The following is a 14,994-nucleotide window of genomic DNA, read 5'->3' on the forward strand; positions in this document are numbered from 1 at the left end:
AGGGCTTTTTTTATGATAGAATTAGCTTATGAAAACAACTAAAGAATCAAGTCTAGACATTGTTTATGGTGTGCACGCCGTAACAGAGAGTCTAGAAGCAAATACTGGTAATAAACTCTATATTCAAGATGATCTTCGAGGGAAAAATGTTGATGCCATTAAGGCCTTGGCAGCTGAAAAGAAGGTTTCCATCTCTTGGACACCTAAGAAAACCTTGTCTGATATGACAGGTGGGGCTGTGCATCAAGGTTTTGTTCTTCGTGTGTCAGAGTTCGCTTATTCTGAGCTCTCAGTTATTATGGATAAGGCTGAACAAGAGGAGAATCCTCTAGTCCTCATTTTAGATGGACTTAACGACCCTCATAACTTTGGTTCTATCCTACGTACAGCTGATGCTACTCAGGTGACAGGAGTTATTATTCCTAAGCATCGTGCTGTGGGGGTAACACCTGTCGTTGCCAAGACATCAACAGGGGCCGTGGAGCATATTCCCATTGCCCGAGTGACTAATCTTAGCCAAACTCTTGATAAGCTTAAAGAAGCAGGCTTCTGGGTGTTTGGAACGGATATGGATGGGACCCCATCTCATAAATGGAATACAGCTGGAAAGGTTGCCCTTATCATTGGTAATGAAGGTAAGGGAATCTCTGCTAACATCAAGAAACAAGTGGATGAGATGATTACTATACCCATGAGTGGTCATGTGCAGAGCCTTAATGCCAGTGTGGCAGCAGCAGTTCTCATGTATGAAGTTTATCGAAACCGATTGTAACTATGAAAAAAAGAATACTTCTAGTTGATGGTTATAATATGATTGCCTTTTGGCAAGAAACCCGTCAACTCTTTAAGACCAATCAGCTTGATGAAGCTCGTGAAACATTGCTTCGTAAGCTCAATCATTATGCTAACTTTGAACATATTGATATTATCTGTGTGTTTGATGCCCAGTTTGTTCCAGGGAGCCGTCAGCGTTATGATCAGTATCGTATCAGTGTTATTTTTACTGAGGAAGATGAGACAGCAGATAGCTATATTGAGCGCGCAGCGGCTGAGATGAATACTGTTCAAAATTTAGTTGAAGTAGCAACTAGTGACTTAAATGAACAGTGGGCTATCTTTTCACAAGGAGCTTTGCGTGTTTCGGCGCGTGAGTTGGAAGAGCGTGTCAATACTGTTAAGTCTGACTTAGACAAGATGTCGGCACATATTGACTTAAAGACACCAAAACTACGTCCATGGGACGATGCACAATTAGGGAAATTACAGGACCTTTTAAATGAAATAGAATAGAGGGACATATGACATTTAACATTTTGACAGATTCTACAGCAGATCTAGATGAAAAATGGGCTCAGGAGAATAAGGTAGAGCTCGTTGGTTTGACCATTACGCTTGATGATATTGCCTATGAAACCGTTGGTCCTAACCGTTTAACGAGTGACCGTCTCTTAGAACGTATGCAGGAAGGCAGTCAGCCGACTACTAGCCAAGTGAATGTTGGTCAATTTGAAGAGGTTTTTCGTCGTCACGCCAAAAATGGTGATGCCCTTCTTTATATTGCCTTTTCATCAGTGCTTTCAGGTACTTATCAAAGTGCTGTTATGGCGCGTGACATGATTTTGGATGAATACCCAGAAGCTGTCATTGAGATTGTAGATACTCTAGCAGCAGCAGGTGGAGAAGGCTATCTCTCTATTTTGGCGGCAGAAGCTCGTGACCAAGGTAAGAGCTTATCTGAAACGAAAGCCATGATTGAGGACATTCTGCCACGTTTACGGACTTATTTCTTAGTTGATGATCTCTACCATCTCATGCGTGGGGGACGTCTCTCAAAGAGCTCAGCTATTATTGGTAGTTTGATTAATATTAAACCTCTCCTTTGGTTAGATGCTTCAGGCAAGTTGGTTCCTTTGGCTAAAATCCGTGGACGTAAAAAAGCCATTAAAGAAATGGTCCTACAAGCTACTCAGGATATTGAACATAGCACAGCAATTGTCGCTTATGCCAATGATATTGAAGCTGCGGAGAATCTAAAAGAACAATTGTTAGCAGTTGACGACATTGAGCAAGTTCTCATTATGCCACTTGGGCCAGTCATCTCTACCCACGTCGGACCAGATACCTTGGCCGTCTTTACGATTGGTAAAGAAGTTAGATAGAAAAAGTGTCAGATAGGATTTCCTATCTGATTTTTGTTTTCTGAAATGATAGATTAATAGAATATAAAAAGATAATATATACAAAATGAATGATATATTTGACATAACGTAAAATAATGCTATAATGAATCTAGAAAATGGAGGAAACAAAATGAAGAAGTCAAAGAAAAAAGTAGCTAGCACGATGGATGAACGTGCTCAGTTGATCAGCGGAGAATCTTCTGCTAGAGGTTATTGGATAGCCATGCTTGGTATGTTTGTAACGATTATGGTTGCTAGTAAGACACACTCCGTCGAATTAGTGCAGTCACTATTAATCATCACTTTCTTTGGTTCTATGTGCCTAGTATTAGTTCACAGCGTATCACGTAATGGGCATCCATGGTTGCTAGACAAAAAACTTGAGAAGAAAGTATTAATATTTTCCTGGGTAATGTTGCTTGGTGGAACTTTTGTATCGTTAATATATCTACTAATTTTAGTACAGTCGTTTAGATTGGGTAAGAATCTTATAGGAAGTGTAACAGCTTTGACATCGAGTTTGATTTTATGCTATGAAGGATGGGCTATCATTAAAAGAATCAAGAAGAACCGTTTGGAAGAACTAGAAGACGAAGAATAGGATTTTTGAATGAAAAATTTAAAAATGAAGTCAGCGCGTGTAGCAAAGGATCTCACTCAACAGGGGTTGGCAGATGCTATAGGAGTCTCTCGTCAGACTATCTCAGCTATTGAAAAGGGAGACTACAACCCGACTATAAATCTGTGTATTGCTATCTGCAAAACTCTGGACAAAACTTTAGACCAGCTTTTTTGGGAATCTGAGGATTAATTTGTACCCCCTTAGAGGTTAATTAGGTATGATTTCTAGTCTTCCACCTTATAAAATTAGAGACTAAAAAAATACAAAAAATAAAAGAAAAACACCTCCAAATGACTTGCCTTGGACGTGTTTTTTTGATATTATGTTAAACGGTATTGTTTACCCCATTTGAAAGGCCCCGGAACCTTCCAAATACTTTTCGATGGGAAGGAACACCCATCACTCGTAAACAAAAATCGAACTATATATAGGAGAAATCATGAACAAAACAACATTTATGGCTAAACCAGGCCAAGTTGAACGTAAATGGTATGTCGTTGACGCAACTGATGTACCACTTGGACGTCTTTCTGCAGTAGTTGCTAGCGTACTTCGCGGAAAAAACAAACCAACTTTCACACCACACACTGATACAGGTGACTTCGTAATTGTTATCAATGCTGAAAAAGTTAAATTGACTGGTAAAAAAGCAACTGATAAGATCTACTACACTCACTCAATGTATCCAGGTGGATTGAAACAAATCTCAGCAGGTGAACTTCGTTCTAAAAATGCTGTTCGTTTGATTGAAAAATCAGTTAAAGGTATGCTTCCACACAACACTCTTGGACGCGCACAAGGTATGAAATTGAAAGTCTTCGTTGGCGGTGAGCACACTCACGCTGCACAACAACCAGAAGTACTTGATATCTCAGGACTTATCTAATTCTAAGAGGAAAGGAGCACTAATATAATGGCACAAGCACAATATGCAGGTACAGGACGCCGTAAAAACGCCGTTGCACGCGTACGTTTGGTTCCAGGTACTGGTAAAATCACAGTTAACAAAAAAGATGTAGAAGAATACATCCCACACGCAGACCTTCGTCTCGTTATCAACCAACCTTTCGCAGTTACTTCAACTGAAGGTTCATACGACGTACACGTTAACGTTGTAGGTGGTGGATACGCTGGTCAATCAGGTGCGATCCGTCACGGTATCGCTCGTGCACTTCTTCAAGTAGACCCAGACTTCCGCGATTCATTGAAACGCGCTGGACTTCTTACTCGTGATGCACGTATGGTTGAACGTAAGAAACCAGGTCTTAAGAAAGCTCGTAAAGCTAGCCAGTTCTCAAAACGTTAAGAAACGGCTACAATACAGCATTTATCAACACTTCATGGTTCACACCATGGGGTGTTTTTTGATGTTTTTTTGGCAAAATTCACACCACTTTTCACACCAAATTCACACCATTACTTTTTAAGGTTACGGTAGGCAATTTCACCAACAGCCATTGGTATGACATTTGAAGTGTTGACATAGGTCTTAGTTGTGAGAGTATCGCTATGCGTTAGAGCTTCTGAAATGTCCTCTAGTGATGTGCCAAATTGTTTGGCAAGAGTTGCACCCGTATGACGTAATTTATGAGGTGTAGCGTGTGTTAGTTCCTTATGACGGCGTTCGACTGACTTCATCTTATTATTAAGATAATCAGCGTGTAAGGGACTATTAACATTTCCTTTTGTATCAATATAAGTAAAAACATACTGTTCATCAGATTGGATAATATTGAATTTTGCCAATTCCAATTTTTGTTGTTTTTTCCAAGCACAGAGTAAATCAGTTAGTTCAATAGGAATATGGAAAGTTGTCCTTTTATTTCCCTTAGTTGATTTTGGATTTTTATACTTGTCCAAGGCTTTCACTAACTGAATTTCTTGTTTCTTTAGGTTAATGTGTTTCCATTGCAAAGCGTAACTTTCGGATTTCCTATCTCCTAAGAAAAAAGTTGTATAGAATAACACATAATCTTTGAATAGGAGCTTGTCGTTTTCTAAATCTTCTTCAAAAGCGGTGAACCATGCTTGAAGTTCTGATTGTGACAGATATAAATCTTCATCATTTTTACTCTCTTGTAGTTTAATTTTTTTAGTTGCCTTAATACGGCTAATTGTTTTAGAGAGACGATTAGTTTCGATATATTCCAATTCCTCAGCCCAATCAAAAATAGAATTAACGTAACTTCTAATGACTTTGAAGTTTGCATATTCTTCTGCCTTTTGTGTCAAAAGGTTCAAGATAACCTGTTTATTTTGATTGAGAAAATCAATGGAATAATTACCAAGCAAGGGTAGGATATGTTTTCTAAAGACAATTTCGGTACCGTCAATAGTAGCTTGTGAAGGTGGTTTTGTGGTAGATGTTGTTTGACCTGCTTTATAGGATTCCCACCAAACATTGTGATAAAAATCGGAAAAGAGGATTGAGCCATTTGTTTCCAATTTGGTTGATTCTCCGCTTAAAATTTTATCAATCTTGTTTTGTAATTCAAGTTCGTATTTTTTAGCCTCACTCCTTAATTTGAAACGTTTTTCAATCACTTTTTTATTAATTCCCAATGAGGATTTGACTTCTTCTGGGACATAGATACGTAAGCGATAAGTTCCGTTTTTAGTTTTTGTAATTGACATAGTATTCTCCTTTTTTGAATTGAGCTAGAAAAATACCGTGGCTTCATTATATCAGGCCACGGTTAGAATGCTACTGATTTTGTAACCAGTGATTAAGTTCGGCTCTATCAAATCGGACAGTTTTTCCAACTCGAATAACTGGTAACCCCTTTTTTATCCAAGAATCAAGCGTATTATTGGCAATTCCTAGATACTTACAAGTTTGTTGTTTGTTCAAGAAGGGACTTTCAATGTTGTTACTATCCAATTTATTTTTTATTTCGTTTTCTATAAGCTGGCTAATTAACAGTTGTAGCTGATGAATTTGTTCGTCTGGTAAAATCACTTGCATAGTCTTTTTTGTCCTTTCATGATATAATGTTAGCGATTATTATTTCTAAGGCGATTTGTTTACGGCAAGTCGTCTTTTTGTATGCCCCAAGTGTTGGAGCTCTGGTGTTCACGGACATATTGTTCAATCTCCTTTTCATCGCTGTTAGTAAATTTCGATAATCCCAACTTTAAGAGGTCTTGGAGAAATTGGTCTGCTCTTTCAAGTGTGGTTGCCTCATATTTAGCCACATAGAGTTTGGCTAAAGTCTTTGAGACCTGTTTTTCCGTCCATTGTTCTGACTGTCTAAGCGTTGGCTTGGTACGTTCAATACTCAAGCGAGTTTTGGTTTCCGTCTGGAGGTAATCAAGCCACCATTTGACCGGCTGTCTTCTGCGCTTATTGGTGTCCTTGTCATTAGGTCTGACAAAGCGGTAGTGTCCGTTGATAGCTTCAAAGTAAATGGCTGTCAAAGGTTTTTTAAGGTATATTTGTTGAGCAATGATATTAGCTTTGCCTTGCCAACAACGTAGCTCTGCTCTGACCCAAGAATGGGTCTCATCAGTGACTTTACCTTTTCCTTTTTGTTCCATGAGTTTGTTATAAACACACCATTGTTGACTTCCTCGTGCGCCTATGGTGACCGTCTCACCAACTCGTTCGCCCGTTTCAAGAATTGAACGCTCGTGATAGTCCATATATTGTGCTCTCGTGATACACAAGCCCCGTTTACAATAGGCATAGAGGGTTTGAACGGATAATGCTTTATCGTAGATGTCATTAGCTATATCTATTCGGGTAAAGTTGACCTGATAGCGGTACAGGCGTGTGACCAGAGCTACCCAGTTATTAACGTTACCTGCCATAAATTCCTCATATTGACGACAACCTTTTCCTTTAAGTTCCAGATAGACCCCCATGTTATCTAAGACTTGGTTAAAGTAAACCTTGATGTCTGAACAAGCATAATGGCGTTGATACTTGTTTATTCCCCAAGCATTAAGCGCAAACTTATCTTGGGGAATGAGCAGTATTTCTTCCAAAACTTCCTCTGGTGGAACATCTTTAACAGTGACAGCGAAGTAGTCAATCCTCACGCTGTTGTCCATGTTTAATTACCAAAGATTTTAAGGTCGTTTGCCACTAGTTTTACGCCAGACCAGTTACTACGAGTCATGTTCCACATGAGACGGACTTGAGGATTGACGAGTTCAACGGTCTTATCAAGCAACCCGTCATTTTCTGCTAGTTTTGTGATTTTGTCGAGGTTGTCATGAATTTCAAGCGTAATCGCTTTGAGTTCCTCAATGGCAATGTTCATTTCTTTTAACACTTTGATTTTATCCGCATCTTGAACGCTACAAACTAGTTTGGATGGTTCGTCTGTTCGGACTTGTTCGCCATTTACTTCTTGATACTTATAACTCATACGAGCAGAAAGTACCACTACTTTTTTAGGAAGCATGAATTGACTTTTATCAAGGTTCAATTCGCCAAGTTTAAGTGTTGTGTCAGTTAGTGTTAAGTTTGTCATCGTATACTCCTTTGTGTTTTTTAAAGTAGTTATCTTTTCTAAACGTACGCAGAATTAGCTTTGAACCCTACTCTCCCAAGGGATTTCAGCGAAAACTTCAACTGATTGGCTTTAACCCCAGACGTCTCAAGGAGTTAGCCCTACTTTCGTGTACGTTCGTACCCCCTATTAGTAGTGGGGCACTTATTTTAGTGGCAAGTCTCGCCCGTTTCGAGCCCCTACCGCCTTGTGGGCTACCGTGTTGACCACTCGCCCACGGCGTTGGTGCTGTACCGTGCTCACTTGCCAAAGAGTGTTCGCTTCTTAGGGTGTTCTAAGACCTCTATGCGCTTTTCCAGTGCGGTTTGGCGCAAGGTTAGAACTTGATTATCTCTGGTTAGTCTCTCAACCTGATTGTTCAGTTGAGACACTTGAACAGATAGTCCCTGTACTTGTTTAGTCAAAGGAACAGGTGAGGCACGGGTTAGCGGATAGACTTTGAGAATGGCTTTCTCTAGTCCCAGACTGCCTTTTAAATGGGCGACCTGTTGCAACTGCTCAATGTCACTATCAGTAAAGAGGGTAACCTTACTGTAAGAACGTTTGCCTGTTCGTACTCGGCTTTCTTCAAAGGCATGTCCTGTTAAGCGTTCAATCTTTAAGCGCCATTTCTTTAAGGTTGAGACGGAGTTCAAACCATTAACCAATTTAACCGTTTGGGGATAATCGTAAAAGTGTGTCATTTTAGCCTCCTTCCATTTACTCTCAAGGTAAAATATTATATAATCAAGAGGTAAATAATTATTTTACCTATCGATTATTTTCATTATACAAAACATATTTTTACTAGTCAACTAAAAAGTAAAAACAAATTTTACCTAAATAGAAAGTGTGAAATCCAATGCCAGCTTTATATAACTATGCCAATGTCTTACGAGCGGGGGAGCTTGATATTAAATCTGCCCGGTTAAAAGCAGGAATGACCCAAAAAGAATTGGGAAAACTTCTGGGTGTGACCAAACAAACAATTATTAACTATGAAAAAGGCACTACCGAACCAAGTTGGGAGCGCCTAGAAGATATTGCGAAAGCCTTAAAAATAGATGTTGACGAACTCTTTCCTTATAGTGAGCTTGGTGAAAAGAAAGGGGATTTAAAGTGGGCAGAACATCTAGAACGTTTAGCCAACGATTGGCATTATGCTCGCACAGCGGAGGAAGAATTACTCTTACAAAGTCTTTTGGACTATGCAGAATTTCAAAAAGAAGTGGAGCAGAAGACCTACACCACAGAACAGCTTAATCAAGCATTGGAACTGGAAAACACTAACACCATGTCTGATGAAGATAAAATAGGGCTTATCACTCTTAAATATGAAAAGGACATTCAGAAAAAAACTGATAATCTGATTGCACTCTACAAAGACCAATCAGAAAAAGAGCTTGATGTTATTCGATTTGAAAATACAGATTTATAAAAGGGCTAATTCTGAAATAATTTATAGAATCTTAAATTAGAATTTATAATACATCGTCTAATCAGACAAAAATATTTTAAGCAAGCAAAAATCCTAGAAATGTTGATTTTATAGGATTTATTTGAGTCGTCTTACTTAACTCCACGACTGCTTATCATTTTAAATGACTGAAAAATGCCCATTTCTATAACAACAGCAGTATAATTGTTAATCGGAAGTAAGTCCAATTTTTCAAAGTAATTTCGAATAGTTTCAGCGGTACATTCTTCAAATGGAAATTCATTGCTATGAGGGAGAATGTATTTGTCCCATAGACCGAGACCAGTATAATCTTTGAGTTCAGTTGCAACATTAGGGTTGTCAAGTAAAGAGCTATACTCAATGTTTTTAGACGTAATAATAGCACCAGCATATTCCTCTATATAAATCATTTCTTCTGTTATCCTTTGTTTGACGATTTTGATTAATCCCTTCTTTTTTAGTTCCTTTCGGATAAATGTGGTGTTTATCTGAGTCTAACATAGATGGCTTTTTGTATCTAACTTAATTTTATAAATTGGGCATACAAAAAGCCCCGCAATATCTGAATGAGATCCACCCACTACTGAAATTATAGAGTCAGAAAAAAATATTCTTAGCAACAAGAAGAATTTTGACTAGTAATGAGCCAAATTAGTTAAATATGGTAGCTTAAATGAAGATTAGTAATTTTTAATAAATTGTTGACAAATTCTTAAGTAATGATAAAATATAGGAAAGCAAAAGTTAATCCGATTAACTTTTATTTTTGGACTCAAGTTAATCCGATTAACTTAAACTTTTGCTTTTAACCTTAAATTAAATAGATCTATCTAAGGAGGAAGTTATTATGTACGAGCCAATTGCTATCATTGGATACGGAGTTCTATATCCACCAAATTCAGATAATGTACAAAACTTTTGGAAAAACATTAAGAACGGAGTTCAAGGGATTAGAGAAGTAACTAACGAAGTTTGGAATGTGAATGATTATTATAATGAAGATGAAAATGTTCCTGATAAAACTTACTGCAAAAATAGTGCATATCTTGATAATACGGGTTCATTAATGGATTATATTTCCAAGTTCAATTTAGATGATGGAAAAATATTGTCTTTGAATAGAACTAAAAAAATGGTTTTGTACACTATTTTACAAGCAATCGATGAAGCTAATCTTAATATAAATGAATTAAGAGATTCATCATTAATTATAGGGAATATGCTCGGCGATTTAGATATAAGTGATTACATGTTATATAAATTTGGAAAGAATTATTTAAATGAAGTCGAGAAAAGTTCTTTAGTTCAAAGGGGAAGTCTAGAAAAAATAACAGATAAATTTGGTAGTAGACTGTATGAAGAATTAGATTTAGAAGATAGAAATATAGATGGTATGTTTCCTAGTAGCCTTGTTACAGATATCACTGATTTTCTTGGAATTAATCAACTCTCTTTTGTAGTTGATGGTGCTTGTTCAGGAAGTTTAATAGCGATAGATGAGGCGATTAAATTATTACATAATAAAGTTTCTAAGTTTGCTATAGTAACAGGCGCCTTAGGAAACATGGGTGTAACAGGAAATGTAGCCTTTTCTAAAATTGGTGGATTGTCTCATTCTAAATCGAAGCCTTTGGACAAAGAGAATGATGGGCTTACACCGGGTGAAGGAGCAGGTACAATAATTATTAAAAGAATTTCTGAAGCAATTAAAGATAATAACAAAATACTTGGTATTATAAGTGGTAGCGGAGTCTCCAGTGATGGTAGTGGACAATCTATCTATGCCCCAAGTACTTCTGGCCAATATTTGGCAATGAAGAAGTCTTTAAACAGAGCAAACTTAACTATCAATGATATTGACTATGTAGAAATGCATGCCACAGGTACTCCAGTTGGAGATGATGTTGAGTTAGAGTCAATAGTTAAATTATGTGTTGAAGAAAATCTGAAACATAAAATAAAAATTGGATCTTTGAAGTCACAAATCGGACATTCATTTTCTGCTGCTGGAATGGCTAACTTGATTAAAGTGTTGAAGGGAATGGAAAATAATCAATATCCACCAACCTATAATTTTACAGAGCTATCAGATAAATCAAAAAATATTGTAAAAGATTATCTAGAAGTTAATGTAAAAAATACACCATGGGAACGGAGAAATTCAGGACCTAGGCGTGCATTAATTAACGCATTTGGATTTGGTGGTATCAATGGAAATATTCTTGTTGAGGAGTATCTTCCAAGTTTTCATAATAAACAAGCTTTTGATTTTCATAGTAATAATGGAAATAGTGACTTTTCAATTGTTGGAATTGGAGTTTTTGATGAAAATAAGAAAACGTTAAAAGATATACTTAATAAAACGGAACATGATCAACCATTCCAATTTCCGTTTATTAAGTATAAAATCCCACCTAAGATTCTGAATAAAATTGACTATGCTCAACAAATATCATTAATTGCTGCTACTGAGGCAATTGGTAATAAATTGGATGGTAGTGATAAGAGTAGGGTGGGAGTATATGTAGGTTCCACAATGGGGCTTACAAATGCTTACCATTCTGATATTAGAATCAGAAGTGTGGAATATACTAAAATCCTAAAAGATATATTAGATAAAGAAAATATTACTATATCTAATTCAGAATTGAATGAGATTGAGTCTAATTTTAAAGGTAAATTTGAGTCTATTGAGGAAGATAGCTTACCAGGCTTTATGGACAATATTGTAGCAAGTAGAGTATCGAATTATCATAATATTCAAGGTACTAATGCTGTTTATGATCATGGAATGGACTCGTTTTCAGTTGCCTTAAACCAAGGAATTCTTAGCTTGCAGAATGGAGAAAACGACATCATAATCGTAGGTGCTGTTAATGGTAACGTAATGGATGAATATGTTGAAGTATTTCGAAATTACAGCAAGTCTCTATCTTTTGAAACAGAGATAAAATCGGGTGCCTGCTTTTACGTTGTTAAACGAAGTGAGGATGTTAATGAGGATGATACTGTTTTAGGAACGTTTTCAAAAAGTGCTAACACCAAATTTTCAATTAAAGCTAAGAGTTATGATTATTTAGGAGCTAGTGAAGCGTTTGAATTACTAAATCGTCTTCAAAATAATTGTGAAAAATTATTTGACGAAAAAGTTGATACTGAAGAGTCTAAACTTTTAAAGTTGAATTTAACATATCAATTATTAAAAACAATTGATGTTAATTCAATGTCATGCGATAACCCAGTCGGATTAACTTTTGAAGAATCTGACTTATCCATCATATATAATGATGTTGAAGATTTAAAAAAGAAACTAAAATTAGCTAAGAAGGTGTTGTTGAATGAGTAATAAAATGATTAAAAATACAGAATTTGAAAAAGAAATTGAACAAATGACAAAGCAAATAATTCAAGGGCAAGAGTCTGGAAATTATGTGTTTGAACCTAATTTTTCATCTGCTCAAAGGGGGACTTCTACAATTGATGATAGAAAAGTAGTAATGCTGACATCTAACAACTATCTGGATTTAGCTACTCATCCAGCTATTATTGAGGCAGCTCAGAATGCATTAATTCAATACGGAACAGGAACATGTGGTGCAAGATTACACAATGGTACGACAGATTTGCATACAAAGCTAGAGAAAGCTTGTGCCGATTTTTTTGGAACTGAGGCGGCTGTAATTTTGAGTGCTGGATATTTAGCAAATTTAGCTGCTATTTCAGCAATTGCTGATGAGGATACAGTAATAATTACTGACCAATATAATCATATGAGTATAGTGGATGGAATGAGTTTATCAAATGCACAGCTAAGAATTTTTAAACATAATGATATGGATAAACTTGAGTATATATTAGAAAATAGTAAAAATTTCAAGAAGAAACTTATTATTGTAGAAGGTGTTTATTCCATGGAAGGAGATATGGCACCATTAGAGAGGATAACTGATTTAGCAGAAAAATATAATGCTAGTATTCTAGTTGATGAAGCTCATTCTTTTGGATTTGTTGGTGAAAAAGGACAGGGGGTTGCTGAATTAAAAGGAGTAGGAGAGAAAATACATTTGAGAATGACCACTTTCAGTAAGTCTCTAGCTAATGTTGGTGGTTGTATTGCAACGGATAAAAAAACAGCACTATATATAAAGCATAAGGCTCATCAGTACATTTTTAATGCCAGTATGCCCCCTTCCACAGTTGCTGGTACTCTAGAAGCATTAAAGGTTATGCAACAGGAAACATGGAGACGAGATAAATTATGGGAAAACACTTTACGCTTTAGAAGAGGAATTAAAAAGATGGGGTTAGATACTATGGGAAGTACTTCTCCAGTTGTTCCAATATATGTTGGTGATGATGAAATTAATATGTTAATCACTAAAGATTTATTGTCCGAGGGAGTATATATTGCAACTGCTGTTTTTCCATCAGTACCGCATAATGAAAGTAGATTACGTGCGACAATAACTGCTTCTTTGAGTAATGAAGAAATTGATTTTGCTCTAGGTAAAATTGAAGATATTTTTAAAAAGTATAATTTAATAAATTAGAGGAATAGTATGAAAAATAGAATAAGATTTAATCAAGTGAATCTCTTAGAAAACAATGGAATTTATATAAAAAAATCTAATGATGGTAAAACTGCGATAATCTTTCCAGGACACGGATCACAATACGTAAATATGCTATCTGATCTGAGGGGTAGAAATAAAATTGTTGATGAAACACTTGCAGAAGCAGAGAATTATTATAAGGGTATTACTGGTGATTCGTTTCTAGAACATTTAATGACATCAGATATTAATACTGTATCCGAAATTATGCAACCTGCAATTATCATAGCGAATGAAGTGTTCTTTAGGATTGCAATTCAAGAATTTAAAGTAAAACCTCACATTTTGTTGGGGCATAGCCTTGGAGAAATATCAGCCTTATTAGCTTCAGGTGTCATTAGTTTTAAAGATGCTATAAAAATTTCGTATAGTAGAGCGAAAAGTTTAGAATATTTAGACACTTCTTCTCAAGGGTTAATGCTTTCACTTAAATTAAATAATAATAAAGACGAAGTATTAATTAATACGTATCTTGAAAATCACAATAACTTAGAGCTAGCAATTGTGAATTCAAAATTTCAAAAAGTTGTTTCAGGAGCTAAAGAATCAATATTGCGACTGGAAAAATATTGTCAAAAAGTTGACATTGTTGCAAAAATTTTACCAGTTCCATACCCGTTTCATTCCAAATTATTACGGCCAATTAAGCATCAATATGAGAAAGTTATTAAAGATATTGAGTTTAATTTACCAAAGATTCCAGTTTATTCAACTATTTTAACACGTCTATATGAGGATAGAGATATTGCTAATCTGGTTGAAATTTTAGGTGAACAGCTTATTACACCATTTAATTTCAGAGAAATTATTGAAGTTCTATACAACACTTATAATGTTAAGTTGTACTTAGAGTGTGGTGCTAATCAAATTATGACAAATTTAATTAATGAGATTTTATCTGATAAAGAACATTGTAGTATTAATATGAATTCCAAGAAAGAAAATGATATTGTCGCCTTGGAAAAATCAAAATTGAGGTTAGATATGATTAAGACAGAAGTGAATACTAAAAAAGTTACAAAAGTAATTAATAAACTCACAGGCTATCCAATTGAGCTTATAGATAAAATTATTCAATCAGGGAACTCAATAGAGGATTATGGTTTGGAATTTGCTTTACCAAAACAGATGCAGGAGAAAATTGTTCAAGAATTTAATGAGAGCACTGGTACTGGCTCTACTTATTCAACATTTAATTCACTTATACTGGAGCAAAAATCACATGATGGTGAGCCAAATAATGATTTAGTAGAAGTAAATACAGATACGACAACAGATGAACCATTAAGTAAGGTGGAGATTAGTAAAGTTGTTAAAAGTTTTATTACTGATAAGACAGGCTATCCAGAAGAGCTACTTGAGGATGAAGCCGATTTAGAGGCAGATTTGGGTATTGACTCGGTTAAGCAATCGGAAATTATGGCTAAGGTAAGAACTGAGTTTAAACTTAGTGATATCGTAGATAGCGAAGAAAGTGTACCTCATACAATTTCTGATATTGTAACTTATATCGCTAATGGCTTGAGTAATGCCACAAGTGATCAATCAGAAGTAAATACAGATACGACAACAGATGAACCATTAAGTAAGGTGGAGATTAGTAAAGTTGTTAAAAGTTTTATTA

The 14,994-nt window shown here is 35.9% G+C and carries 17 protein-coding genes; 11 read left to right on the top strand and 6 right to left on the bottom strand.

The features are described from left to right. Positions 1–28 precede the first annotated feature (28 nt). The 7 genes from rlmB to rpsI all read left to right on the top strand — a co-directional run bounded on the left by rlmB (position 29) and on the right by rpsI (position 4,108). Positions 29–772 (top strand): 23S rRNA (guanosine(2251)-2'-O)-methyltransferase RlmB, encoded by a 744-nt coding sequence (gene rlmB, locus H7T99_RS08535; protein WP_002886369.1) that lies wholly within the window; start codon positions 29–31, stop codon positions 770–772. Between the two features lie 2 nt (positions 773–774). Further along, positions 775–1,290, top strand: a complete 516-nt coding sequence (locus H7T99_RS08540; protein ID WP_002889631.1) for an NYN domain-containing protein — start codon at positions 775–777, stop codon at positions 1,288–1,290. 8 nt (positions 1,291–1,298) lie between these two features. Further along, entirely contained in the window at positions 1,299–2,159 is an 861-nt protein-coding gene (locus H7T99_RS08545) for a DegV family protein (protein WP_037599733.1), read from the top strand. Positions 2,160–2,283: 124 nt separating this feature from the next. Further along, on the top strand, positions 2,284–2,781 hold the full coding sequence (locus tag H7T99_RS08550; RefSeq protein WP_229103977.1) for a hypothetical protein: 498 nt from the start codon (positions 2,284–2,286) through the stop codon (positions 2,779–2,781). Positions 2,782–2,790: 9 nt separating this feature from the next. Next, a complete protein-coding gene (locus tag H7T99_RS08555; RefSeq protein WP_002886373.1) occupies positions 2,791–2,991 on the top strand; it encodes a helix-turn-helix transcriptional regulator in 201 nt (66 codons plus the stop codon). Positions 2,992–3,241: 250 nt separating this feature from the next. Beyond that, the gene (rplM, locus tag H7T99_RS08560; RefSeq protein WP_002886374.1) at positions 3,242–3,688 is read left to right on the top strand and encodes a 50S ribosomal protein L13; all 447 of its coding nucleotides are present in this window, start codon (positions 3,242–3,244) and stop codon (positions 3,686–3,688) included. Positions 3,689–3,715: 27 nt separating this feature from the next. Then, positions 3,716–4,108 (top strand): 30S ribosomal protein S9, encoded by a 393-nt coding sequence (gene rpsI, locus H7T99_RS08565; protein ID WP_002888293.1) that lies wholly within the window; start codon positions 3,716–3,718, stop codon positions 4,106–4,108. 110 nt (positions 4,109–4,218) lie between these two features. On the opposite strand, the gene H7T99_RS08570 is transcribed toward rpsI, so the two are convergent. The 5 genes from H7T99_RS08570 to H7T99_RS08590 form a co-directional block, all read right to left on the bottom strand. Further along, positions 4,219–5,436 (bottom strand): tyrosine-type recombinase/integrase, encoded by a 1,218-nt coding sequence (locus H7T99_RS08570; protein WP_048790648.1) that lies wholly within the window; start codon positions 5,434–5,436, stop codon positions 4,219–4,221. A 70-nt stretch (positions 5,437–5,506) separates the two neighbouring features. Next, positions 5,507–5,767: a helix-turn-helix transcriptional regulator gene (locus tag H7T99_RS08575; RefSeq protein WP_037612701.1), complete on the bottom strand. Its 261-nt coding sequence runs from the start codon at positions 5,765–5,767 to the stop codon at positions 5,507–5,509. A 59-nt stretch (positions 5,768–5,826) separates the two neighbouring features. After that, on the bottom strand, positions 5,827–6,855 hold the full coding sequence (locus H7T99_RS08580; RefSeq protein WP_048790647.1) for a replication initiation factor domain-containing protein: 1,029 nt from the start codon (positions 6,853–6,855) through the stop codon (positions 5,827–5,829). A gap of 2 nt (positions 6,856–6,857) precedes the next feature. Next, complete coding sequence (locus H7T99_RS08585) at positions 6,858–7,280, bottom strand: hypothetical protein (RefSeq protein WP_002888288.1); 423 nt, start codon at positions 7,278–7,280, stop codon at positions 6,858–6,860. A gap of 278 nt (positions 7,281–7,558) precedes the next feature. Next, complete coding sequence (locus tag H7T99_RS08590) at positions 7,559–8,002, bottom strand: hypothetical protein (RefSeq protein ID WP_143920673.1); 444 nt, start codon at positions 8,000–8,002, stop codon at positions 7,559–7,561. A 158-nt stretch (positions 8,003–8,160) separates the two neighbouring features. Between H7T99_RS08590 and H7T99_RS08595 the strand changes: the two genes are divergently transcribed. Then, on the top strand, positions 8,161–8,736 hold the full coding sequence (locus tag H7T99_RS08595; RefSeq protein WP_155213656.1) for a helix-turn-helix transcriptional regulator: 576 nt from the start codon (positions 8,161–8,163) through the stop codon (positions 8,734–8,736). A 131-nt stretch (positions 8,737–8,867) separates the two neighbouring features. On the opposite strand, the gene H7T99_RS08600 is transcribed toward H7T99_RS08595, so the two are convergent. After that, positions 8,868–9,245 (bottom strand): Type 1 glutamine amidotransferase-like domain-containing protein, encoded by a 378-nt coding sequence (locus H7T99_RS08600; RefSeq protein WP_227070930.1) that lies wholly within the window; start codon positions 9,243–9,245, stop codon positions 8,868–8,870. Positions 9,246–9,604: 359 nt separating this feature from the next. On the opposite strand from H7T99_RS08600, the gene H7T99_RS08605 reads away from it, so the two are divergent. The 3 genes from H7T99_RS08605 to H7T99_RS10615 all read left to right on the top strand — a co-directional run. After that, complete coding sequence (locus H7T99_RS08605) at positions 9,605–12,103, top strand: beta-ketoacyl synthase N-terminal-like domain-containing protein (protein ID WP_048790644.1); 2,499 nt, start codon at positions 9,605–9,607, stop codon at positions 12,101–12,103. Then, complete coding sequence (locus tag H7T99_RS08610) at positions 12,096–13,307, top strand: aminotransferase class I/II-fold pyridoxal phosphate-dependent enzyme (protein WP_152902827.1); 1,212 nt, start codon at positions 12,096–12,098, stop codon at positions 13,305–13,307. Before H7T99_RS08605 ends, H7T99_RS08610 begins: the two co-directional genes overlap by 8 nt. Positions 13,308–13,316: 9 nt before the next feature. Beyond that, on the top strand, positions 13,317–14,994 hold a 1,678-nt coding region (locus H7T99_RS10615; protein WP_260313880.1), incomplete at its 3' end, for an ACP S-malonyltransferase.

It is taken from the genome of Streptococcus sp. 17.1, from assembly GCF_016648655.1.
GTDB lineage: Bacteria > Bacillota > Bacilli > Lactobacillales > Streptococcaceae > Streptococcus > Streptococcus salivarius_E.

What these genes read in the sequence shown, in the direction of transcription:
- H7T99_RS08575 (WP_037612701.1), bottom strand. Translation starts at nt 5,767, where the DNA reads ATGCAAGTGATTTTACCAGACGAACAAATTCATCAGCTACAACTGTTA.
- H7T99_RS08555 (WP_002886373.1), top strand. Translation starts at nt 2,791, where the DNA reads ATGAAAAATTTAAAAATGAAGTCAGCGCGTGTAGCAAAGGATCTCACT.
- H7T99_RS08550 (WP_229103977.1), top strand. Translation starts at nt 2,284, where the DNA reads ATGAATCTAGAAAATGGAGGAAACAAAATGAAGAAGTCAAAGAAAAAA.
- H7T99_RS08585 (WP_002888288.1), bottom strand. Translation starts at nt 7,280, where the DNA reads ATGACAAACTTAACACTAACTGACACAACACTTAAACTTGGCGAATTG.
- rlmB (WP_002886369.1), top strand. Translation starts at nt 29, where the DNA reads ATGAAAACAACTAAAGAATCAAGTCTAGACATTGTTTATGGTGTGCAC.
- H7T99_RS08580 (WP_048790647.1), bottom strand. Translation starts at nt 6,855, where the DNA reads ATGGACAACAGCGTGAGGATTGACTACTTCGCTGTCACTGTTAAAGAT.
- H7T99_RS08610 (WP_152902827.1), top strand. Translation starts at nt 12,096, where the DNA reads ATGAGTAATAAAATGATTAAAAATACAGAATTTGAAAAAGAAATTGAA.
- H7T99_RS08595 (WP_155213656.1), top strand. Translation starts at nt 8,161, where the DNA reads ATGCCAGCTTTATATAACTATGCCAATGTCTTACGAGCGGGGGAGCTT.
- H7T99_RS08605 (WP_048790644.1), top strand. Translation starts at nt 9,605, where the DNA reads ATGTACGAGCCAATTGCTATCATTGGATACGGAGTTCTATATCCACCA.
- H7T99_RS08570 (WP_048790648.1), bottom strand. Translation starts at nt 5,436, where the DNA reads ATGTCAATTACAAAAACTAAAAACGGAACTTATCGCTTACGTATCTAT.
- rplM (WP_002886374.1), top strand. Translation starts at nt 3,242, where the DNA reads ATGAACAAAACAACATTTATGGCTAAACCAGGCCAAGTTGAACGTAAA.
- H7T99_RS08540 (WP_002889631.1), top strand. Translation starts at nt 775, where the DNA reads ATGAAAAAAAGAATACTTCTAGTTGATGGTTATAATATGATTGCCTTT.
- H7T99_RS08545 (WP_037599733.1), top strand. Translation starts at nt 1,299, where the DNA reads ATGACATTTAACATTTTGACAGATTCTACAGCAGATCTAGATGAAAAA.
- H7T99_RS08590 (WP_143920673.1), bottom strand. Translation starts at nt 8,002, where the DNA reads ATGACACACTTTTACGATTATCCCCAAACGGTTAAATTGGTTAATGGT.
- rpsI (WP_002888293.1), top strand. Translation starts at nt 3,716, where the DNA reads ATGGCACAAGCACAATATGCAGGTACAGGACGCCGTAAAAACGCCGTT.